We start from the raw sequence: 23050 nt of genomic DNA, 5'->3' as shown, positions 1-23050 counted from the left end.
CCCGTCTCCGTGCCCGGCCGGACGGGGCACACCTCACCCCTGACGGGGTGTCCGGTCGCGGAAAGTGCGGCGGTACACGTCGGGAGGCACACCGACGTCGCGGCCGAAGTGCCGGCGTAACGTCGTGGCGGTACCCATGCCGACAGCGGCCGCGATGGCCTCCACGCCGTCCCCGGTGGTCCCGAGCAGCTCCTGGGCGCGACGGATCCGCTGCGCCAGCAGCCACTGCAGGGGCGTGGTGCCGGTCATCGCCCTGAAATGGCGGCCCAGGTTGCGCGAGCTCATGTTCGCCCGGCGGGCCAGGTCCTCCACCGTGAGCGGCTGGTCCAGCCGTTCCATCACCCAGGGGAACAGCTCGGCCAGGGGGTGGCCGTCCTGGGCGGGGACCGGGGCGACAACGAACTGCGCCTGCCCACCGGGCCGGTGAGGGGGCACGACCAGCCGGCGGGCGACGGTGTTGGCGACCGCCGAGCCGTGGTCGAGCCGGACCAGGTGCAGGCACAGGTCCATCGCCGCGGCCTTGCCCGCGGAGGTGAGTACTCTGCCGCTGTCGACGTAGAGCACCCCGGGGTCGACCTCTACCCGCGGGTAGCGAGAGGCCAGGGCCTCGGTGTGGGCCCAGTGCGTGGTCGCGCGCCGTCCGTCCAGGAGGCCCGCCGCGGCGAGAACGAACGCGCCCGTGCAGAGGGAGGCCACCCGTGCGCCCGCGTCATGGGCCGCGCGCACAGCGTCGACCATGTCGGTCGGCGGGTGTTCGTCCACATCGGCCCACCCGGGCACGATCACCGTGTCGGCATGTGCCAGCCGGTCGAGTCCGTGGTCCGGCTCCATGAGGAACCGACCGATCCTTGCGGTGCCGGGTCCGCAGAGGGCGACGTCGTACCAGGGATCGACCCTCCCAGATAGGTCTGCGCCGAAGACCTCGTGGGCCATGGAAAGCTCGAAGTGCAGCATCCCGTCGGTGACGACCAGCGCGACCGTAGGCATGTCCGGAATTGTACGCATCGTGTCGTTCCGGACACTGGTGCGGCTCGGCGGTCGGCGACATGATCTTTCCGTGGACCATTCAAGCGGTGAGGAGAACCGGTGGAACCGGGACCTGTGGTTGCCGTGTTCGGTGCCTACGGGCACACCGGGCGGCTCGTGACGGCGGAGTTGCGCGACCGCGGGTACGTCCCCGTCCTCGTCGGCCGTGACGGGCGCAGGCTGCGGGCGCTGGGGACACCCGACCTCGCCCTTCGGACGGCGTCGACCGACGCCCCGTCCTCGCTCGACCGCGCCTTGGAAGGCACGGCGGCCGTGGTCGACTGCGCCGGCCCCTTCGCCGTGACCGCCGTCCCCGTGGTCGAGGCGGCGTTGCGCGCGGGCATCCCGTACGTGGACGTGGCGGCCGAGATCGAGGCCAACCTCGACACGTTCGCGCGCTTCACGGACCGCGCCCGTGCCGCGGGGGTGGCGGTAGTGCCCGCGATGGCGTTCTTCGGTGCTCTCGGCGACCTGTTGGCCGTGACGGCGACGGGGGACTGGAAGAGGGCCGACGAGGTGCACGTCGCGTACGGGCTGAGCGGTTGGCACCCCACGGCCGGAACCCGCGTCGCGGGCCGGGTGTCCCAACAGCGGCGGGGCGGCCGGCGCGTCCTCCACACCGGCGGTCGGATGGAGTACCTCTACGGCCCCCGGTCCCTCCTGGAGTGGACGTTCCCGGATCCCATGGGCACCAGGGCCGTCGTCGGCGGGTTCACGATGGCCGAGTCCGTCACGATCCCCCGCCACCTGGCCGTTCCCGAGGTGCGTGCGCACATGACGGTCGAGGCCGCCGAGGAGCTGTCGGCCCCGGAACGCCGCCGCCGGCCCCGGCCGACGAGCGCGGCCGGTCCGCGCAGACCTTCGTCGTCGACGTCGTCGTGCGGGCCGGCGGCAGGGACCGGCGGGCTTCGGCCCGCGGCCGGGACATCTACGCGGTCACAGCTCCGCTGGCGGTGGAGGCGGTCCACCGCATCCTCACCGGGCGGGTCAAGACCACCGGTGCGGCCTCCGCGGGCGAGATCTTCGACGCCCCCGCGTTCCTGCGGGCGCTGTCCGCGCACATCGCGCTCGGGTCGCACCGAGACGGGGTGTCGACCCGCGCCGGGAAACGCTCGCCCGGGGCCGGGTAGAGGGAGGGGGTCTCCTCCTGCCACGGGGTTCCGGCCCGCTCCGGGCCCCGTTCCTCCGGGGCGGCTCTACGGACCCGCCCCGTCACCGGAGGTGCGCCGGAGGCCCGGCCTACACTCCAAAGGGGGGTGGGAAGGTGTTGCGTTTCCTTCGCGGTCAGCCTTTGGTCCTGGGGGCGGTGGCCGCCCTCATCGCCGCCTTGGTCCTCACGGCGCTGGGTCAGACCACCGCGGTGAGTGTTCTGGCGATCGTCGCCATCGGCTTCGTCATCGTCGTGACCGCGTGGGACATGGTCAAGGACCTCATGGCCGGGCACTGGGGCCTGGACGTCCTCGCCGTCGTCGCCATGATCGCCACTGTGCTGGTCGGCGAGTACATCGCCGGGCTCATCATCGTGCTGATGCTCACCGGCGGAGAGGCTCTCGAAGACTGGGCGGCCCATCGCGCCGGTCGTGAACTGGACACCCTGCTCGACCGCGCCCCCGCGTTCGCCCAACGGATCGACCCCGTCACCTCTGACGTGGAACGTGTGGCGGTCGGCGACATCGCTGTCGACGACCTGCTGGTGGTGCGTTCGGGGGAGGTGATCCCGGTGGACGGCGTCCTGGTGTCCGAGCGGGCGGTGATCGATGAGTCCTCCGTGACCGGTGAACCGATGCCGGTCACCTACTCCCAGGGGGAATCGGTGTTGTCCGGAACGGTGAACAGCACCGAGACCTTCACTCTTCGCGCCGCGGCGACCGCGGAGGACTCCCACTACGCCTCGATCGTGCGACTGGTACGGGAGGCGGTGGAGTCACGGGCTCCCATGGTCCGGCTGGCGGATCGCTACGCGGTGCCCTTCACCATCGTGTCGCTGACGATCGCCGGACTGGCCTGGTATTTCAGCGGGGACCCGACCCGCTTCGCGGAGGTCCTCGTCGTCGCCACCCCGTGCCCGTTGCTGATCGCGGCGCCGGTGGCGTTCATGGGCGGTATGAGTTCGGCGGCGCGGCTGAACGTGATCGTCAAGGAGGGGGGCTCCCTGGAATCCCTGGCCCGGGTGCGCTCGGCCGCCTTCGACAAGACCGGCACCCTCACCCGTGGTGAGCCCAGGGTGGTGGACATCCGCTCCGGTGCCCTGTCGTCCGAGGAGACGCTGCGGTTGGCGGCCGCCGCCGAAGGGTACTCCGTGCACGTCTTCGCCGGTCCGATCATCGCTCAGGCTCGGCGGCTGGGGCTGGAGCTTCCCGGCGTGGAGTCGGCCGAGGAGGTCGCCACCAACGGGGTGCGGGCCGTCCTGGAAGAGGGCACCGAGGTTCGTGTGGGCAAACCGGCGTTCATCCAGCAGGCCATCGGTGGTCTGGAACGGGCCGAGCTGCGCGCGGGAGAGACCGCGGTGTACGTCTCGGCGGACGACCGCCTGGCCGGGGTGATCGTGTTGTCCGACCCCTTGCGTCACAACGCCGCCGCCACGGTGGACCGGCTCAGGAGCCAGGGCGTGGAAACCATGGCGATGGTCACCGGCGACGTGGTCTCGACGGCGGAGTCGGTCGCGCGTAAGGCCGGCATCCCACAGGTGCACGCGGAGACCACACCTCAGACCAAGGTGGAGATCGTCGGGGGCATGGAGCCGAAGCCGGTGCTGATGGTCGGGGACGGCATCAACGACGCCCCGGTGCTGGCGGCGGCCGACGTGGGGATCGCGATGGCCGGGCGCGGAGCGACCGCCGCGAGCGAGTCGGCCTCGGCGGTGATCACCTCCGACGACATCGGCCGGGTCGCGGACGTGGTGCATGTGGGCAGGCGCACCGTACGTATCGCCCTGCAGTCCATCTGGGCGGGCATCGTCATCTCGGTCGGCCTGATGCTGGTGGCGGCGTTCGGCCATCTGCCCGCCGTCGTCGGTGCGCTGCTGCAGGAGGTCGTCGACCTGGTCGCCATCCTCAGCGCGTTGCGCGCCCTACGGGTGCACCGCGAGGTCGCTCCGTCCTCCTCCACCGGCTCTCACGCGGACCGGAGCGGGCCGAGGACCGGGACGTACTCGACGTAGCATCCGGGCACCTCGCGTTCCCAGGCCTTCTCACCTCGATCGGCCCCATGAGATCTCGGCCCTTGAGATGCGTCACAATCCCATGACTCTCCGCACGACCGTTGATATGATGATTTCATCATGCCATTTAATCAAGGTCAACGGCCGCTCTACGAGGTGAAGGCCGGACTCTTCAAAGGACTGTCGCACCCGTTCCGGGTGCGGGTACTGGAGGTGCTCTCCGACGGGCGCGAGCACACCGTGGCGGAACTGCTGGAGGACACGGGCCTGGAGGCCTCCCACCTGTCGCAACACCTCGCGGTACTACGACGGCACCGGCTGGTGGTGTCCGAACGACGTGGAAGTTATGTCCACTACCGGCTCGCCTGGCCGGAGGTCGCCGATTTCCTGGTGGCCGCCCGACGGTTGCTCGTGCAGATGGTGACGAGCGACGGGGAACGCCTCACCGAGGTGACCAACCTGCCGGAGCTCAGTGAATGATGAAGAACGTCTCCTCCCGTCTCCTTCGACTGCTGCCCCAGCGCCGGGACTATCGGGGTCTGCGGCACACCTGGCGCTCCGACCTCCTGGCCGGACTGACGGTGGGCATCGTCGCTCTCCCCCTGGCCCTGGGCTTTGGCATCTCCTCGGGTGCCGGCGCCGAGGCCGGGCTGATCACCGCCATCGTCGCCGGCATGGTCGCCGCGGTGTTCGGCGGCTCCCACGTCCAGGTGTCCGGACCCACCGGCGCCATGGTGGTGGTGCTGGCGCCGATCGTGGCCACCCACGGCATCGCCGCGGTCGCCCTGGTGTCGATCCTCGCTGGGATCCTGGTGCTCGTCGCCGGAGTGCTCCGACTCGGCCGCTCGGTCTCCTTCATCCCCTGGCCCGTCATCGAGGGCTTCACCCTCGGTATCGGCGTGATCATCTTCCTGCAACAGGTACCCGCTCTGACCAGCCCCGACGAGCACGGCGCCAGTCACACCAACGTCGCGGTGCAGGCGGTGCGCTCCGTGGCCTCGGCCGACCCGGTGTACCTGCTCTGGGGGCTGGGCGCGGTCGCCATCGTCGCCGCGTGCATGGTGTTCCTCCCACGACTCCACCACGCCGTACCCGGGTCGCTCATCGGCATCACCATCGTCACCGTGCTGGCGCTGTTCATGTCCACACCGCTGTCGGTGATCGGGGAACTGCCCAGCACACTGCCGGCGCCGAGTCTTCCGGTCCTGGACCAGGCCACCGTGATGACCCTGCTGCTTCCAGCGGTGACCGTCGCGGCCCTGGCGGGGATCGAGTCGCTGCTCTCGGCACGGGTGGCGGCCTCCATGGCCGACACCGGTCCCTACGATCCCGACCGTGAACTGGTGGGGCAGGGTCTGGCCTCCGTGGCCGCCGGAATGTTCGGCGGCATGCCGGCCACGGGCGCGATCGCACGGACGGCCGTGGCGGTCCGCTCGGGGGCCAGGACCAGGTTGGCGTCCGCCGGTCACGCCGTGGTGCTGCTCCTGATCGTGGTCGCGGTCGCCGGACCGGTCGGGCACATCCCGTTGGCGGCCCTCTCCGGAGTGCTCATGGTCACCGCACTGCGGATGGTCAACCTGCGCACGGCCTGGTCCATCCTGCGCTCCACGCGCTCCGACGCCGCCGCCTTCGTGGTCACCGCCATCGTGACGGTCTCGGTGGACCTCATCGTCGCGGTGATGATCGGGCTGGTCGTGGCCGGTGTCTTCGCGCTCCGGGGACTGGCGCGGGCGAGCACGGTACAGCGCGAGGAACTTCCCGGAGACTCCCAGCCGGACGACCACCGTATCGCCCTGTTGCGCCTGGAAGGGCCGCTGTTCTTCGCACCCGCCGACCGCATCCTGGAGGACATCACCGGCCGCGAGAGCGTCTCGGTGGTCATCCTGCGACTGTCCCGGGTGCAGCTGCTCGATGCCACGGGGGCGCAGATGCTCGCCGAGGTGGTCCAGCGGCTGGAGGCCCGTGGCGTCACCGTCCTGATCAAGGGGGTGCAGGACGACCACGCCCTCCTGTTGCGCCGGGTGGGCACCCTGAGCGCGCTACGGCACCACAAGCACCTGTTCTCCGATCTCGAGGCCGCCGTCGCCCACGCCCGTACCCACACCGCCCGTGAGCGGGAGGCCCGGTCGCCGAGCACCCGCTTCCACGTCGGAGCGCAGCGAGCGCGGTAGACGGCCGCGTCGCATCCCTTCGGCCCGCCGTCGGGGTGGGCCGGTCATCCCTCCTCGTGGGGAGGGGCGACCGGAGGCTCCTGCGGCGGGCCGAAGGAGCGGAGCCGGCTCATGAGCCGGTGGTCGACGTGAACGTCTCCCACCACGGGACGTCGGGAAGATCCAAGGGGACCGAAGAATTCGCCTTCGCCATCGGGAATGAACCGGCGCTCTCTTTCGTAGGCCTGAGCACGGCTTCCGCACTCCATCGCGGGCTCGTTTTCTCGACGCGAAACCGCGAAGGGCCTCTGATTCTCGTCCGATGACGCCACGGATCCCGCACGCTCAGGTTCCTCGTGAACCGCGCCCCTCGCGGCCTACGCACCGCTCGGACCCCGTCTCCGACCTGGGAAGACGCCACCGGCAGGGTCGTTGAGGCGGCAGGGGACCCGCTACGGGAGACCGGAGCCACCGGAGCGAGGACACGCGAGAAAAGACACATTGTCCTCCCGGCACGGAAACCCTGTGCTACCGTTACGGAAGTTGCAGTAGTGGTTCCCGCTTGACTTTTGCGGAAATCGGCTCGGTAGCCGGTTCTCCTCACATGGTTATCTCCACTCGGGACATCATCACGGTGGCGTTGGAATCCCGCACGGTGTGGAATTCCCGAAGACGATGTGAGGTAGTTCATCATGACAACCGGTACCGTTAAGTGGTTCAACAGCGAAAAGGGCTTCGGCTTCATCGAGCAGGACGGGGGCGGAGCCGATGTCTTCGCTCACTACTCCAACATCCAGACCGAGGGTTACCGCGACCTGGCCGAGGGCCAGGCCGTGAGCTTCGAGACCAGGCAGGGCCCCAAGGGCCTCCAGGCCGAGAACATCACGCTGGTCTAGTCAAGACCCGACCGCGTACGGGGCCCGCCTCCACCGAGTCGGGCCCCGTAGCGGTGTCCTCATCCGGTCCGGTTCCAGTCCGTCGCCTCAGTCGACCGGGAACCGGCCTTTTTCGCCCCCTCGGGCTCTCGCCCGGGCAGGAGGCGCCGACCTCTTACACACCACGCGCGCTCCCCGTGTCCGCGGGTACCGAAGCGCCGGGTGGTGTCGACCTCGAAAGGTCCAGATTGCGCACGACCAACGTTTCCAGAGAACAACACGGCCAAAAAAGGCACGTCCGCCGCGGAGGCGGGAGTCGGAGGCCCGCCCGGGCGTCCGCTCCCCCGCGGAACGACTCCTTCCCGGCCTCGACCACCCCCGCCCTGCCCGCCGTGACCACCTTCGGCGAACTCGGGCTGCCCGCTCCCCTGCTGTCGGTCCTGGATCGGCGGGAACTGACCGTGCCCTCGGCCATCCAGGCCCAGACCCTGCCGAGCTCGATCGCCGGCCGCGACGTCCTCGGACGCAGCCGGACCGGATCCGGTAAGACCCTTGCCTTCGGTCTGGCCCTGCTCACCCGCCTGGAGGGGAGGAAGGCCGGACCGAGGAGACCGCTCGCCCTGGTCCTGGCCCCCACCCGTGAACTCGCCCAACAGGTCACCGACGCCCTGGAGCCCTACGCGCGCTCACTCGGGATCCGTTCGACGACGGTGGTCGGAGGCATGTCGCTGTCCCGCCAGGCCCAGACCCTGCGCCGGGGCGTCGAACTCGTCGTCGCCACCCCGGGCCGCCTGCGCGACCTGGTGGCCAGGGGCGACTGCCAGTTGGACCGTGTACGGATCACCGTGCTGGACGAGGCCGACCAGATGACCGACATGGGATTCATGCCCCAGGTCACCGCCATCCTCCAGCAGATTCCCCGGGAGGGGCAGCGTCTGCTCTTCTCCGCCACGCTGGACCGCAACGTGGACACCCTGGTCCGACGCTTCCTGCACGATCCCGTCGTGCACTCCGTGGACCCGTCCGCCAACACCGTCTCCACGATGGAACACCACGTCCTCCAGGTGGACGCCGGAGACAAACGGGCCACCGCGACGCACATCGCGGCCCGTGACGGGCGGGTGATCATGTTCCTGGACACCAAACGGGCCGTGAACGCCATGGCCGAGCACCTGCTCGCCAACGGTGTACGGGCCGCGACCCTGCACGGTGGCAGGTCGCAGCCGCAGCGCACCCGCACCCTCGAACAGTTCAAGGACGGCAGGGTGACCGCGCTGGTGGCGACGAACGTGGCCGCCCGCGGCATCCACGTGGACGGGCTGGACCTGGTGGTCAACGTCGATCCCCCCGCCGACCACAAGGACTATCTGCACCGGGGAGGCCGCACCGCGCGCGCCGGGGCCTCGGGCAACGTGGTGACCCTCGTCCTACCCCACCAGCAGCGCGAGATGAAACGCCTGATGGACCGGGCCGAGATCAGGGCCCGCACGATGAAGGTCGCCGCGGGGGACACCGAACTCGCCGAGTTGACCGGTGCGCGTGTCCCCTCGGGCGTGCCCGTGTCCCTTCCCATTCCGGCCGTTCCGGCTCGTCAGGGGGCCGGTGCCTCCGTCGGCGCGAAGCAGCGGCGGCGCAGGCCCAGAAGGTAGGGCACGAGCCCAGGAACTCCGCCTGCCGGTGGCCACCGCACCGGAGGCGGCTTCCCCGGCCGCTCACACGGGCGCGTCGGCGGACAGCCGCACCGCCAGGAGTACGACGTCGTCGTCGTGCGCCTCACCGGCGACCTCGTCGGCGATCGCTCCCAGCAGTTCGGGCAACGGCCGCCGTGTGCCGGCCCCGAGCATGCGCGCGACACGGTCAGTAACGGTGTCAAGGTCGTGGCCACGATGTTCGACCAGACCGTCGGTGAACAACAGCAGTGTGCTCCCCGGCCGCAGCAGTCGCCGGCTGTCGGTGCGGGGGTGGCCGGGCACGTCGGGGTGGAAGAGCAGGCCGTGCTCGTCCAACCGCTCGGTCTCCCCCTCCGCGGAGGCGACCAAAGGCGCCATGTGACCGGCGTTGGTCCAGGTCAGCGACCATCCCTCGGGGCTTGGACGTAGGTGGGCGTGCACCATGGTGCCGCTGGCCCCGACTCCCAGTTCCCGGTTGGCGTGTTCGAAGGCCGTGAGGGCACGTGCGGGCCCGTGACCGAGGTGGTCCATGTCGGCCTGGCGCAGCATGCTGCGGACCTGCCCCATGAGTGTGGCGGCGTGGATGTCGTGGCCGGTGATGTCGCCGACCGTGAACGCCACGCCCCCGTCGGGCAGGGGATAGACGTCGTACCAGTCGCCACCCACCATGTCCTCCCGTACGGCGGGTCGGTAGAGCGCGGCGATCCGCAGTCCGGCGATGGAGGGCAGGTCGGTCAGCATGGCCTGCTGCATCAACCGCGCGGTCTCCACCCGACGGCCCACGAACTCCACCCTCTCCACCGCACGGGCGGTGTACTCGGCGAGGGAACGCAGCAACGCGCGTTCGACGACGTCCATCTCGTGGTCGCTCTCCCATCCCAGCACCAGCGCGCCCAGAGGAGAGGGGGCGGCGGGCAGCGGCACGCACACCATGCTGGACAAACCCTCCATGGCGAACCCCTCCCCGGCCTCGGGTCCGTAGCGCTTGAGGTCTTCGGGGCCGGACACCTCCACGAGGGTGTTGGTGCGCACCGCCAGGGCCGTGGGCCAGTCGCTGTCCAGCCCGTAGTCCTGGTAGGCCACGTCCATGGGAGAGGGGTCGTCGGTGTCGACGATCCGGCGCAACCGATCCCCCTGGACCAGCACCAGGCCCACGTAGACGGGACGGAGTCCTCCGTCCACCAGTTCTCCGAGGCTGCGACGTATCTGGGGCAGATCGGTGGCGCCGGCCAGGACGTCGGCCGCGTGCAGGAGCAGCCGGGAACGCTCGAAGGCGCGTCGGGCCCGGACACGGACCCTCTGGGCGTCGTGCGTCAGGATGCGCAGGCGCAGTTCGGTGCCGCAGGCCAGGGCCATGTCCCGCATCGCCTCGCGCTCCTCCTCGTTCCAGGAGCGCGGCACGGTGTCGATCGCGGCCAGGACGCCCAACACGTTGTCCCGGTGGTCCTTCAGGGCCATCCCGGCACAGGCCTTCGCCCCGATCCCGTCGAGACCGAGGTCGCGAACGAGGAGATCACAGCGAGCGTCGTCGTAGTACATCGCCGGTTCGTGCGCGAGTGCCATGCGCAGCCGCGAGGGGTGGGGAAGCCGCACCTGTCGGGAGGAGGACCAGGGCTCTCCCAGACCCACCATGCCGGGGAGGATCTGACGTTCCTCCTCCAGCAGCGCCACGAGGGCCACCGGGACCCCGAGCAGGCGTGCGGTCACACGGGCGAAGCGCTCCATGCCCTCGTCGGGTTCGGGGCCCAGTCCGAGAGCCGCCGGTACACGGAGAAGCCCCGGTTCCGTGGGCCGGTCGGCTCCACCGGAGAGCATGTCGTCGTTGTCCATCCCGCTCCGCCTGTCCCGCTGTTCGACAACGGCCCCCACAGCACCGTGTGTCACAGGATAAGGGCCGCCCCTCAGAACCGGCGGACCTTGTCAGGAGTGCCGCCGGTCGAAGGACGGTGCCCGCGAGGCCGCGCCGGGGTCGCCTCCGATGCGGCATCGCACGCGCGGCGGGCGTGCGCCGGTGACGGGGTGTGGACCCCACGGGGCCCCGGGGCTCAGGAACCGCCTTCGGTCCCCGAAGGGCCGTTCGTCCCCGCCGCGCCATCGCCCAGGTCCGGGAACTCCGCGCGGACGCGCCGCGCCACTTCGCCGAAACCGCCCCGTTCCAGGATCTCCACCTGGGCGCGGGCGAACTCCGCGCGGTCCGCGCCTGCGGGGAGCGAGGCGATCATTCCCCGAAGGATCGCGACCTGCACGTCATGCTCGACGGACTCCTGTCCGCCTCCCTCGGCCGGCCACCAGTAGCTCTCATAGCCCTCGACGTCGACGTCGCTGCCCGGACCGGACGGCATGAGGGCTCCGTCCTCCTCCAGGTCCAGCCGACCTTCGAACGCGTCCAGTCCGGTGCCCGTCGTAGAACGCGACGGGAGACCGATCCCGGTCTCCCGTAGTTCCTCCAGTTCCTCCTCCGCGTCGCGGACGGCCTCGCGCAGCTCGCGGTCCTTGCGGATCCGGGCCATGCTCCGTAGTCGTTCGACGTCGTCCTCGGGCAGGCGCAGTGCGACGTCCTCGGCCCACACCACGATCCCGGTGCCGGTGACGGCGGTCTCCACCGCGAGCCGGGCCGCGAGTTCGCACTCGGCCATGCCGTGGTCGGCGGGGTCCACGCCCCTGGCCAGTTCGGCGGCCCGGGTGACGATCGCCAGGACGGCCGGAGCGACCGGGTGACGCAGACGCAGGTCCACGTGTCCGTCCCACTGCCAGTGCACCACGGCGGAGAAGACCAGGTCGTAGTCCTCGACGGCGCTGGGAAGCGCCACCGGTCGCACACGGGTGCCGCGCGTGGTGCCGGGTGCCGTGTCGGGGTCCTGGGGGGCGCCGTCGTCCGGGGCGTCTTCGTTCTGGACACGAAGGTAGAGAGCCCCCATGAGCAGTACGGCCGGGATCCACAGCAGGGTCCACGGTCCGACCAGAGGGTGGAGCACACAGGGAACGGCGACCACGACCGTGACGGCCGTCACCGCCATCGCGAGGCGCGTCGGGGTGGGGGGAACCACGGCGTGCCTCCTCTCACGGCGCGCGTACGGGGTGGGCACCCTCGGCACCGGGGTTCTGCTTCGGGCGACATCCGACAGTCTGCACCAGATCCGGAGTGGACGCGTCACGAACGGCCATGGAGGCGCTCCCAGAAGAACGTCCGGGGGCGGGGGCGCGTCCGCCGCGGTAGGGGAACGCGCGTGTCGACGCGCAGTGCGACTTCCCGGCGAGCGCGGGGCGGAACGGAGGGAGGCCCCGCCGAAGGACCTCGGACGGCGGGTCGGGCGGAAGCCGGGAACCGTGGGGCGCGTGGCGCCTCCCCACCATCACTTCCCCGTCTTTTCCCTACCTTTTCCACAAAGCCCGGAAAAACACAACTCCTCTCACACATAGCAACGTTTCCTCACTTCAGGACCTTTTCCGGCACATCGATAAATCTGCTACAGACACGCACACCCAAAAGTCCTGGGTTCTCCTGTCAACGCATTGCTGGGAGGTATGCTCCTGAGCTGAAAAGGACACAGCGTGAATGCGCTCGGGAAAAGGCGGGGAGAATGCGTTCACCACCACGGCACCGCGGCATGGGCGAGCGGAACCCTTCCCACCCTGGTTGAGCGCGCCCCGCCCCTGGCTTTCGACCCACCGCCACCCACATCCCCATCACCCCCTCACCGGACCGTACGACCACGACCACACGAGGGGAGCGGCACCGCACGATGCCCTGGGACGCACAGGACCGCACACGTTACGAGGACGAAGTACTGGTGGCCGCGCGTGCCCACGGGCTCCCGGCGAACCCGTTCACGCGTTACGGCGTCGACTCGCGTCTGGAGCGGCGGCTGCGCGCCGACCCCGGCGCCTTCACCGCGCATGTCACGGAGGTCTGCGCCCACTGGCGCACGCTGCGGGACAGCCGGCGTTCGCTGCGCAAGGTGCTGACCGACCTGATCACCGAGCACGAACGTCTGGAGGGCGAGGGAGCCCTCACCTATTCCCATTTCCACCGGATGCGTGAGGAGGCGGCCCGGCGCGCACTGGCGGAGTGGTCGGAGATCGCCGAGAGCCTGACCACCGCCATGGTGGACAGGGACACCTTCCGTTCGATGATCGCTCCTGTGGGCGTGTCCGAGACCGACGCCGAACGCGTCCTGCTCGACCGCGGCGTGCACGTGGTGGAACGTCTGCCCGAGCTTCCCGACGCACCGCGTCTGCGGGCCTTTCGTGCGCTACGTGAGAACCTGCGCGCCCGGGGCCTGGCCTTCTCCCCCATGGTGGTCTTCGGAGAGGAACGTCTGGCCGAGGGGTTCACCGTGTTGGACGGTTTCCGCCTCCATGACGGCACACCCCTGGACAAGACCGCCTTGGACGAGGCGGTCCAACGGGTGCGGTCGGAGGAGACGGCCGAACACAGGATCGCGTCGGAGAACGTGCTGGAGAGCCTGCGCGCCGACGGCGACGAGGCACTGCGTGAGGCCCTCGTGCTGTGGGAGGTCGTCAGCGACATGCGCGAGCAGCCCACGTCCGTGACGGAGTCGGAACTGGTCCGCACCTGGGCGGCTCGGGGCCTGTTCGAGAACGAGGCGATGCTGCTGGCCGCGACCGTGCGGCGCTCGGGCCCTCGCTCCGAACCCTCCGCCCACACCGAGCGCAGCGTACGTGACCTGCTCGTGGACAACCGGTTGCGGCAGGCGCAGGAGGCCGCCGAGGACCTGCCCGAGGACCACGACCTGCACGCCCGCCTGCGCGTACGGATGCGGCAGGTGGAGGAACTGACCGGTGAGGCGGACCGCGCACTGCGCGCGGGCGACCGCGAGGAGGCGGCACGGGCACTCGCGGCCGCGGTGGACGTGGCCGCCGACGACGAGGGGCTCGCCGCCCGTCTGGGCGAGGTCGAGCCCCTGCCCCCGCGCGGGGCGGAGGCACGGGTCGAGGGTCGCAGCGTGGTCGTGACCTGGCGGCCCAGCCCGAGCGTGGCGGGGGCTCTCACCTATCGTGTCAGTCGCCGCACCGGACGCGACGGCAAGACCCGTGAGGTTCCGGTGGGCGAGTCGTCGGGGACCGAGATCACCGACGCCGGCGCGCCCGTGGGCTCTGAGGTCCACTACACCGTGGTGGCGGTACGCGGGGGGCGCGGGGTCTCGGAGGCGGTGTCCACCCCGCCGGTGGTGATCGCCCCGGAGGTCCACGCTCTGCGTGTGTACGCCGGGGAACGGGAGGTGTGCGGCACTTGGGAGGCCCCTGCCGAGGCCGTGCGCGTGGAGGTGTTGCGTGGTGAGGGCTCCCCTCCCCGCGGGCCGGGCGACGGGGTGCGGGTGGAGACGGACGGCGCGGGCTTTCGCGACACCGACGTCCAGACCGATGTGGAGTACCACTATCGGATCCGGGCCGTCTACGTGACCTCGAACGGGCACGCCCGGGGATCGGTGGGCCTGGTGCGACGGGCCAGCCCGGGGCCGTGCCCCGATCCGGTACTGGACCTGGAGGTGAGGCCCAGCGACGGCACGGAGTTCGTGGCCTCGTGGACGAGCCCGCCACGGGGTCGGGTCGCGCTGTGGGTGGGCACGGAGCCTCCTCCGTGGGAGCCCGGCACGGCGGTGGGTCCCGAAGAACTGAACGCCTACGGCCGCGAGGTGGCCCAGCGCCCCATGGCCGAGGACGTACGGGGGCGGGCCGGTGTCACCGGGCACGCCGGGGCGGGGATCATCGCCGCGACGGGCGGCACCGGACCGGCGCGTGCCGCGCGTCAGCCCCGGATGCCGCACGAGGAGAGAGAGGGTGTTCGGCTCCTGGGGCCCGACGACGAGGGCGAGGTGGCCGTGCGCAACAGCCGGCCGCCCACGACCGACCCTCCCGCCGAGGTCTTCGGAAAGACCGGGGGCGGACAACGGGAGGGCGTGCGGATCCTGGACCCCTCCGAGCAGAAGGAGGCGGCCGAGGTCGACGACGCCGAGGACACGGGCGAGCCGACCGGAGCTCCCGCCCCCCGAGGGGCGGACCCCTTCCTCACGGCGCCCGCTCCCGGGTCGGCGGATAAAGACCCCGTCTCCTCCGCCTCGCAACGGCCCGCCCCCGCCTCACCGGGGCAGGAGCAGGCGCCTCCGGTTCCTCGCGGGGAGACCTCCTGCGCGCCGCCGGAGGAGGATCCCGGGGACTGGGAGGGCATCCGGATCCTCGGCCCCCAGGACAAGGCCGAGACCGGCGCCGGAGCGGACTCGGCACACGTCACGCCCCCACCGGGGCCCGAGGTCGCGACGACGAACGGGCGAGGCTCCGCACCGTCTCCCGCGTCCGAGGAGCCGGCCGCGGGCCGCCTCACGGAGCGGGCGACACCGGCAGGTCCCCGACCCGGCACGGGCGTCGGGGGCCACTCCCCGATCGACTCCCCGATCACCTCGGAAACGGGCTCCCCGACCACGGACGAGCCCGCCGAGGCGGCTGCGCCCTCCCCCGCCACGAGCGACGCTCCCGGGTCTTCGTCGGTGAAGGACGGTAGCGGGCCGGCCCCGAGGACACCCGGGGCGTTGTGGGCCGGAACGGCGGGTCGGGCGGAACGGGGACCGACGAGCGTCCCCCGCCCGGCGACCTCGCAGGGGAAGGGCGGTGAGCCCGGCGGCGAGCACGTCCGGCCGGGCCCGGCACACGTGCCCGAACCGGGTCGTCCCTGGGCTCCGCGGGATCGGACCTCCCACACCAGGACGGCCCGGCCCCAGACGGTTCGGCCCGAGCCGCCCAGAGCCCGGGCCGCGGTGACCCTGGACTCGGGAACCAACCACGTCGTGGCGGTCACCGTGGCGGGCGACCAGACGGTGGTGGGCTCCCATGTGCGTGTCGTGGCGGCACCGCCCGTGCGGGATCTGCACGCACAGCGCTTCGACACCACGATCCGGTTGGGATGGACCTGGCCGGACGACGCCGCGTCCGCGCTGATCTCCTGGCGACCGGAGGTCCCTGGCTCCGAGCCCTGGATCGGCGGTGAACTGCGTTGCACCCGACACCAGTACGCCTCCGACGGCGGTTTCGAGGCCCCCATGGGCCCGGACTCGGTACATGTGGCCGTGCGCGCCGTCGTTCCCTTCGAGGGCGGGGAGGCGGTGAGCTCCCCGGTCGACGTCATCGTCCCCGGTCGGGCGGTGTTGGACTACCGCGTGGAGGCGGCGGGGTTGCTGCGCCGGGACCGGGTGATCCACGTGCTCGCCGAGGAGGACTGCGACATGCCGGAGTTGGCGGTGATCTACTCCGAAGGTCCGGTCCAGCCGCACTCGGCCGCTCAGGGGGTCGTGCTCGCGATCTTCCCCGCCCAGCGTCTGGAGGCGGGCGCGTGGCTCTCGGTGCGCGTACGCCCGCCCCGGGGGACGGGTGAGGGCTGGTTGATGTGCTTCCCGACCGACGACACCGATCACACCATCCGGCTGCGACAGCCTCCGGTGAAGGAGCTTCGGTGCTGATCCTCGCACCGGCCCCGTGAGGGGCCCGACCGCCCGCTCCGCGACCCACGGTCGGGGCCCACGCCACCCGCTCCGGCCGGGTCGCGACCGACATCAGCTCTGAGGAGGACAGAGGAGGACATGCTCGCCTGTCTCTCGCTTCGGCCTCTCCTGCGCCCGCGGGTCCACGGCCGGAGCCGAACACGGTTCCACGTCCGCCCACCGTCATCGCCCGCTGTGCGGGCCGGTGGCTTCCGGTTCCGGGGGGAGGGCCGGTGAGGACCCTGGAACCGCTGCGTTCCCTGATCCCCGGGGACGGCCGCCCGCTGGTGTGCCCCTACTGCTACTCACGGTTCACCGAACGGCACATCCGCTTCCGCTGCACGGGACGCCCCGGACCCAAGGGGCTGATGTGCGAGCCGGTGGAGGACGACGCCATCCGCGCCCACCTGGGCAGGCGCGAGCGACTGCCACCGGTGTTCGCCGCCGACGGGCGGCGCGCCCACGCGGTGTGCCCCGCCTGCTCCGCGGCCACCGGCATGCAGGTGTGCTCCACCTGCCACGCCCAACTGCCGGTGAACTTCGGCCGGATCCGCAGTCGCATGATCGCCCTGGTCGGGGCGCGCGACGCGGGCAAGACCGTGTTCATGACCGTGCTCATCCACGAGCTGATGAACCGGGTGGGTTCCCGTTTCAACGCCTCGGTCGGTGGCTCGGACGACCACACCCGGCACCGCTTCCACGCCGACTACGAGACCCCGCTGTACGAGCGGTCACGCCTGCTGGGCGCCACCCGACGCACCGGGGTCACACGCGAACCACTGGTGTTCCGGTTCACCACCCAACGCCGTGGCCTGTACGGCAGACGGCCACAGCACACCTTGTTGTCGTTCTTCGACACCGCCGGGGAGGACCTGACCTCGGTGGCGAGTGTGGAGGCGAACCTGCGCTACCTCAACAGCGCCGACGGGGTCATCCTGTTGCTGGACCCGCTCCAGATGGAGGGCGCCCGGCGGCTGGTCCCGACGGGCACGCGGACTCCTCCGCCGGGCAGGGTGGAGAACCGGCCGTTGGACATGCTGGGGCGTGTCACCGATCTGTTGATGAGCCGTCCGGGGGCCGCCAACAGGCTGATCCGAGTGCCCATCGCGGTGTGTCTGACCAAGATCGACGCGTTGCACGGCGAACTGGACGAGGGCTCGCCCCTGCATCGACCACAGCCGAGCGCGCCGTTCTTCGACGAGTCCGACAGCCAGGACGTGCACGCCCAGGTCCGGCAGCTCCTGCACCGGTGGGACGGCGGCGGCGTGGACGGACACGTGGGCAACCACTACCGCAACGCCCGCTACTTCGGGGTGTCGGCTTTGGGCGGCGTCCCCGACGAGGGCAACCGGGTCCGGGGAGGCGTACGCCCCTACCGGGTGGCCGACCCCTTCCTGTGGATGCTCAGCCAGTTCGGAGTCATTCCCTCACGAGAGGGGCCCTGACCCCACCGCCCACCGCGACCCGCGTCCTCGGGTCGATCCGGGCGGTGCCTCCCCTCGGGCCCGCCGCTTCCACCGACGACCGATTCCGACCACGGACCGACTCCCCCCTTTCCGACCCGGCGGTCACCGACCGCCTTCACGAACGACCAGGAAAGGGCGCACCGATGGGTTTCGCCCAGCTGTACTACACATCGTGCGAACACGGCCTGTCCGGCTACGCCGGCTACCAGTTCAACGCCGCGACTCCGGGCGTGGACCCCCGGGTCCTACGGGAGATCGAACGGTTCACCGTGTACGAGCCACCACGCTCCTGCCCGCCCGACCGGGTGGACGAACATCCGGTGAACCTGTGCTACTCACCCGACGTGGGAGGGGTTCCGGTACTGAGTCGGGTGGTCTCCAGCGGAGACGACCCCTCGGGCCGTCCGGGCAACTACTTCGCGCACAGCCTGGTGGCCGCCGCACCGGGCACCGGTCCGCTGCCCGCGGAGCTGTGGGAGGCCGACTTCTGGGTGGAGACACCGGTGGACGACCCGGCGGCGGTGGAGTTGTCGGAGCTGTCGGAGTCGGAGGTGGGTCCCGGGCCGTTGGACCGGGAACGCACCGACTCCTGGGTCCGGCGTTGGTCTCCGGAGGTGGTGGCGCGGCTGTTGCTCGCCGTCGACGGCGCCGTGGACGGTGAGCGACCCCTGGCGCTGGTGGCCGACAGCGCGTCCGTGGCGCACTGGGTGGCGACCCTGACCCACCTGATGCCACCGCAACGGTCCCGGATGTTGTCGTTCTCGACCTACTGCGGCAACCCCGGTGAGGCGTTCGTGCACGTGGTGGGCGTGCCTCCCGGTTCGGACACCGCGCCGTGGCGGGACCGGTTCACCGTCTACGACCCCGAGCTGGGTTCGCTGGACGACCTGCCCGTCCCCCGACCTCGGGCGTGGGCGGTGGCCGAACGCCTGGCCCGGCTGGGCACACGCCGGGCCGCCGCCCTGTGGCGACAGGCCCGTTCCTACTCCTCGGGCGGGGAGGCTTCCCTGGCGGACTGGCTTCCGGTCCTGGCCGCCGTCTCGCTCCTGCGAGAGTGGGCGGCCTCCGCCGAGGACCTCCGCGCGGTGCGCGAGTGGCTTCCCGAGGCGGTGGAGTGGCTGGCCCCCGAGGACGCGGCGACCCTGATCCATCGGATCCTGGACGCCGACACGACCTCGGAGTGCCGATCGTGCGCACGGAGCACGTGCGGTTCCGTCTGTGAACGGGAGTCCAGGCCCCTGGTCGCGGCAGCGGCGGCCACCGCGGGAGGACCGGGCGGGAACGGCCCCGGCGACTTCCCCCACACGGTCGGTGCGGGTCTGGCGGTGAAGGCGCACGGCGTCTCCGAGGGCATGACCCTGGACCACGGAGCCCTGGCCGGGTTGCAGAGGGCGGCGCACCGCGTCGGCGGGGTGTCGGGGGTCACCGACCGGATCGAACGCGTCATGGTGCGTCGGTCGCTGGACGACATCGCCGCCGGAAGGACCGCCCCGTCGGTGGATCCGGTCAGGTCGGAGTCGGTACGTGAGACGGCGCGTGAACGTGTGGCCGCCCTGCTCTCCGGGGAGCGGGGCGAGGTCGCGCCCGAGCGCGCGGTCGAACTGCTGCGTTGGGCACGCGCGGGCGGACTGGCACCCCCGACGACGAGTCTGGAACGGTACGGCGGCCAGGTCCTGGCCCCCTTGCTGTCCGGCTCCCTCCTGCCCGATCCGGCGGTACGGACCCTGATCACCTCGCACGCCGGAATCCGGCGTGGTGCGGCCACGGGCCTGGCACAGCTCCCCCGTGACCGTCTGGCCACGTTGGCGGCCGGGCCGGTGGGAGCCCTGTTCGCCGACGACCGTGACGGTTCCACGGCCGTCCTGCGTGAACTACGACTCCTGGGCACCGCCGACCGCACCGACCCTCCCGGTCTGTTGTCGCACGCGGTGGCGGTGCGCAGGGACGGCCGGGCCGCCCGTGCCCGGGGGATCGCCGCCTACGACGTGGACGAGGACCTGCTCGTCCGGGTGTGGGGACCCGACCACGATCCCGGGGCCGCTCTGCTGACCCTGCGCGTCCTGCGCCCGGGAACCCTGGTGGCGCCGGGGGTGGGCGACTGGGTGTCCGCGGCGATCACGTCCGCCCCGCCCTCCGGACAGGAACGGGCCTGGCGTGAGCTGGTGGACGAGGTGTCCGGGCACTGGCTGCGCGGCCGGTTGCCCGAGCCCGGCCAGAGGGTGCTGGCCGAGTGGTCCCAGGTGCGTCCGGTCCTGGTCGCGCTGCGCGCCGCCGGCGCCGAGCAGGGCCCCGATCGGCTGGAGGCGGTGCACCGGGCCGTCGGGGGGACCCACCCCGTGGTGCGGGAGGTCACCCGGAGGCTGGTGGCGCGGATGCTGCTGGGGTGGCGACGGTGCGCGCCCTTGGCCGAGGCCCTGCGGGACTGCCCCGAGGAGGTGTTCGAGGCCTATTGTCGGACGGTGTCCCTGCGGTTGGCCGACGAACGTCCGGACACGGCCACGGCCGCGCTCGTCTACCAGGCGACCGGGCAGGAGGCGCTGGTGGGCCACGAGCGCGCGCGATACCTGGAGACGGTGGTGCTCACCCCCGCCGTGGCCGCGTGGAAGCGCCGTCACGTGGCCCGGATGCGCAGGCAGCTGTCCCGGGAGTCGGGGGGCGCGTTCGACGAGTGGGCCTCCCATGTGCGCGGCCCGCGCGCGCGTGGACTGTTCGGGCTGGGTCGACGGGCGGGCGGGGGGCGCCCGTGAGGCGGGCGACGCCCCCACGACCACGGTGTGACGACGGCGCCGCGCGACTCGCCGTGGCCCTGTTCGTCGCGGCCGGAGTGTTCCTGGTGCTGGTCGTCGCCTACCTGCTGCGGTGGTGGCTGCTCGCGGGTCTGGTGAGCGCGGTGGTGATCGTGGGGGGCTCCGTCGCCGTGGCCGGATGGTGCGGCCTGGTGTGGCTGTACCTGCGCCGCGCGCACGCGGTCCTGCTCGGCGGCGAGCATCCCGACGCACCGCTTCCCGGTGCCGGGGACGATCCCGCCCACCTCGCCTATCACGGCGGCCCGGCCTGGTGGGACCTGCGCGCGGTGTGGGGATGGTGTTGGGGCACGTCGGCGCCGTGGAGCGTGTTCCTGCTGCCTCACCTGCTGGTCCACGCCCTGGTGGTGGTCGTCTACCTGGCCGCGGCGTGGACGGTCGCGGGCGCGCTGCGTACGGCGGATCGGTTCCTGCTGTTGGTGCGCCGGATCCGGATGGTGTGTCCCGGATGTTTCCTGCACCTGGCCTACCCGGCGTACCTGTGCACGCGGTGCGGTCGTCGGCACGGCTCCATCCGGCCCGGCGGCCGGGGGCTGTGGTGGCGAAGGTGCCTGTGCGGGGCACGGCTGCCGACACTGCTCCTGCTGGGTTCGGCCGATCTGGAGGCGCGGTGTCCGCACTGCGACCGGAACCTGGAGCACCGGCCGGGAGAGTCGCGGGAGTTCGTGCTGCCGCTGTTCGGTGGTACCGGAGCGGGTAAGACACGCCTGGTCACGGGGATGCACCTGGCCCTGACACAGGCCGTACGCGAGGTTCCGCGGGCCTACGTGGAGCCGGTGGGCGAGGAGGCCGTGCGGCGGCTGCGCGACTGCGAGCGCCTTCTGTCCACGCGCACCCCGCCCACTCCACCGGGGCGCGAGGTGCGTGGGCTGACCGTCCGCCTCGGTGCGGGCGGCGCGAGCCTGGTCCTACAGTTGTTCGACGCGGCCGGTGAGCGGTTCAACCGGTCGGCGACCGCCGAGGAGCTGGCCTACCTGGGCAAGGCCTCGACGTTCGTGCTGGTGGTGGACCCGCTGGGGATCGAAGCGGTGTGGCGGTCACTGACCTCTCAGGAGAGGGGGAGGTTGGCCGGGGAGCGCTCACACACCCGCGATCCGGAACTGGCCTACGGGGCGGTGCGCGACGAGATCCGTCGGCAGTACCGGATGCCGGGACTCGGTCGTGCCCCCGAAGTCGGGCGGACCCGCCTGGCGGTGGTGGTCACGCGCGGGGACTTGCTGCGGGGGACCGCCGTCGCCCCCGGGTCGGAGGACGCCCGCCGGTGGGCGGAACGGACTCTGGGCCTGGGGAATCTGCTGCGCGACGCCGAGGCCCACTTCGGAAAGGTCCAGGTGCTGGTGACCTCGGCCGTCATGGACGCCTCCGGCAGGATCGATCCCAGCCTGGGCGCGCTGCTGCGCTGGCTGCTGGCCGAGGAGGACGAGGCGTTCACCGCGCTGTTGTCCCCCGTCGACGCCCCGGGATCGCCCTCCTCCGACCTCGACGCGGCCGGATCGGAGCGACCCGAGCGGAAGCGGGGCCCCGAGTCGGAGCGTGTGGAGGAAGTGCGATGACCCAGCCGGTACCCGAACACCGTGCCGCCCGGCGCACCGTCGCCGCGATGGTCTACGCGCTCGCCGGGGTGCTGACCGTCGTCGGCGTCGCGGCGATGGTGTGGCTGGGCGTGGCCATCGTCCAGGGAGTGTGGGCCTACGCCCTGGACCGTGTGGCCGAGGGAGTCTGAGGAGAAGGCGCTCGTCGGGCGCCGGGGTGAACCTCACCACGTTGGCCGGAAGCGGCCATTCCACGAAGCAGCAGGTATCAGGTGTCCCTTCACTCAGGGGGAAAAGTTCGCCCGCGTCACCAGGAGTTACGCGTGCTAACTTGCGGACCATCCCCACCCACGCACCCTGTTCGCCGAGCAGAGGAGTCCCCCGACATGACCAACGAAGCCGGCGCCAATCCGATCGAGGCAATGCAGGGCGGCGAGTACGCCGAGACCCTGGCCTCGGCCATGGCCGGAATCGCCGACATGTTCGACCTGATCATGGAAGACGCCAAGACCGCCTCGGGCCACCCCAACGTCGCCTTGGGCTTCGGGCTGTTCAAGAACGACATGCAGCCAATCTTCCAGGAGGTCCAGGACCACGGGCTGCAACTGGCCGAGAACATCCAGGCGGGTGCGGGAGAGACCGCGCTCAACGATCTGGAGTCCGCCGAGGAGTACGACACCCCCTGGGAGTTCCACCGGGACATCAACTCCGACTGACCCCACCCACCCCCGTATCGGCAAGAAAGACCATGGCCTCCTTCCAACTCTTCTTCTCCCCCCGCTCCATCGAGTCCTTCGTCAGCATCATCCGCCCCGTCAGCGAGGAACTCACCATCCTGGAGGCCCGCCTGCTCGGCAGGGCCGGCGACCTTGAG

The 23050-nt window shown here is 71.4% G+C and carries 15 protein-coding genes and 1 pseudogene; 13 read left to right on the top strand and 3 right to left on the bottom strand.

Going from position 1 to position 23050, the window contains the following annotated elements:
* Positions 1-33 precede the first annotated feature (33 nt).
* Entirely contained in the window at positions 34-987 is a 954-nt protein-coding gene (locus PFX91_RS18480; RefSeq protein ID WP_285733551.1) for a helix-turn-helix domain-containing protein, read from the bottom strand.
* Between the two features lie 99 nt (positions 988-1086).
* On the opposite strand from PFX91_RS18480, the pseudogene PFX91_RS18475 reads away from it, so the two are divergent.
* The 7 genes and pseudogenes from PFX91_RS18475 to PFX91_RS18445 all read left to right on the top strand — a co-directional run.
* Positions 1087-1401 (top strand): annotated as a pseudogene (locus PFX91_RS18475) (saccharopine dehydrogenase NADP-binding domain-containing protein); the annotation flags it as partial.
* 503 nt (positions 1402-1904) lie between these two features.
* Positions 1905-2156 carry a hypothetical protein gene (locus tag PFX91_RS18470; protein ID WP_285733690.1) on the top strand — a complete coding sequence of 84 codons (252 nt, stop codon included), beginning with the start codon at positions 1905-1907 and terminating at the stop codon, positions 2154-2156.
* A 134-nt stretch (positions 2157-2290) separates the two neighbouring features.
* The gene (locus tag PFX91_RS18465; protein ID WP_285733549.1) at positions 2291-4186 is read left to right on the top strand and encodes a heavy metal translocating P-type ATPase; all 1896 of its coding nucleotides are present in this window, start codon (positions 2291-2293) and stop codon (positions 4184-4186) included.
* 120 nt (positions 4187-4306) lie between these two features.
* A complete protein-coding gene (locus PFX91_RS18460) occupies positions 4307-4666 on the top strand; it encodes an ArsR/SmtB family transcription factor (RefSeq protein ID WP_285733547.1) in 360 nt (119 codons plus the stop codon).
* On the top strand, positions 4663-6357 hold the full coding sequence (locus PFX91_RS18455) for a SulP family inorganic anion transporter (protein ID WP_285733546.1): 1695 nt from the start codon (positions 4663-4665) through the stop codon (positions 6355-6357). The genes PFX91_RS18460 and PFX91_RS18455 overlap by 4 nt, the downstream gene beginning before the upstream one ends.
* Positions 6358-7028: 671 nt before the next feature.
* On the top strand, positions 7029-7232 hold the full coding sequence (locus tag PFX91_RS18450) for a cold-shock protein (RefSeq protein ID WP_285733544.1): 204 nt from the start codon (positions 7029-7031) through the stop codon (positions 7230-7232).
* Between the two features lie 227 nt (positions 7233-7459).
* Positions 7460-8860: a DEAD/DEAH box helicase gene (locus PFX91_RS18445; RefSeq protein WP_285733542.1), complete on the top strand. Its 1401-nt coding sequence runs from the start codon at positions 7460-7462 to the stop codon at positions 8858-8860.
* A gap of 63 nt (positions 8861-8923) precedes the next feature.
* Here PFX91_RS18445 and PFX91_RS18440 read toward each other — a convergent pair whose 3' ends face one another.
* Together PFX91_RS18440 and PFX91_RS18435 are read right to left on the bottom strand one after the other, a co-directional pair.
* Positions 8924-10711 carry a SpoIIE family protein phosphatase gene (locus PFX91_RS18440; protein ID WP_285733540.1) on the bottom strand — a complete coding sequence of 596 codons (1788 nt, stop codon included), beginning with the start codon at positions 10709-10711 and terminating at the stop codon, positions 8924-8926.
* Between the two features lie 215 nt (positions 10712-10926).
* Positions 10927-11928: a hypothetical protein gene (locus PFX91_RS18435; RefSeq protein ID WP_285733538.1), complete on the bottom strand. Its 1002-nt coding sequence runs from the start codon at positions 11926-11928 to the stop codon at positions 10927-10929.
* Positions 11929-12624: 696 nt separating this feature from the next.
* Here PFX91_RS18435 and PFX91_RS18430 point away from each other — a divergent pair.
* From PFX91_RS18430 to PFX91_RS18405, 6 genes are all read left to right on the top strand, one after another.
* Positions 12625-16353: a SaeA-related protein gene (locus PFX91_RS18430; RefSeq protein ID WP_285733537.1), complete on the top strand. Its 3729-nt coding sequence runs from the start codon at positions 12625-12627 to the stop codon at positions 16351-16353.
* A 254-nt stretch (positions 16354-16607) separates the two neighbouring features.
* The gene (locus tag PFX91_RS18425; protein ID WP_285733535.1) at positions 16608-17819 is read left to right on the top strand and encodes a TRAFAC clade GTPase domain-containing protein; all 1212 of its coding nucleotides are present in this window, start codon (positions 16608-16610) and stop codon (positions 17817-17819) included.
* Between the two features lie 164 nt (positions 17820-17983).
* On the top strand, positions 17984-20587 hold the full coding sequence (locus PFX91_RS18420) for a GTPase-associated protein 1-related protein (RefSeq protein WP_285733534.1): 2604 nt from the start codon (positions 17984-17986) through the stop codon (positions 20585-20587).
* On the top strand, positions 20584-22197 hold the full coding sequence (locus tag PFX91_RS18415; protein WP_285733533.1) for a TRAFAC clade GTPase domain-containing protein: 1614 nt from the start codon (positions 20584-20586) through the stop codon (positions 22195-22197). The genes PFX91_RS18420 and PFX91_RS18415 overlap by 4 nt, the downstream gene beginning before the upstream one ends.
* Positions 22194-22367, top strand: coding sequence for a hypothetical protein (locus tag PFX91_RS18410; RefSeq protein ID WP_285733531.1), 174 nt, complete (start codon positions 22194-22196; stop codon positions 22365-22367). Before PFX91_RS18415 ends, PFX91_RS18410 begins: the two co-directional genes overlap by 4 nt.
* Before the next feature lie 195 nt (positions 22368-22562).
* Positions 22563-22892 (top strand): hypothetical protein, encoded by a 330-nt coding sequence (locus PFX91_RS18405; RefSeq protein ID WP_285733529.1) that lies wholly within the window; start codon positions 22563-22565, stop codon positions 22890-22892.
* Positions 22893-23050: the final 158 nt, after the last annotated feature.

This window comes from Nocardiopsis sp. ATB16-24 (genome assembly GCF_030271535.1).
Taxonomy (GTDB): Bacteria; Actinomycetota; Actinomycetes; order Streptosporangiales; family Streptosporangiaceae; genus Nocardiopsis.
This window is presented reverse-complemented; position numbering and strand designations above follow the sequence as displayed.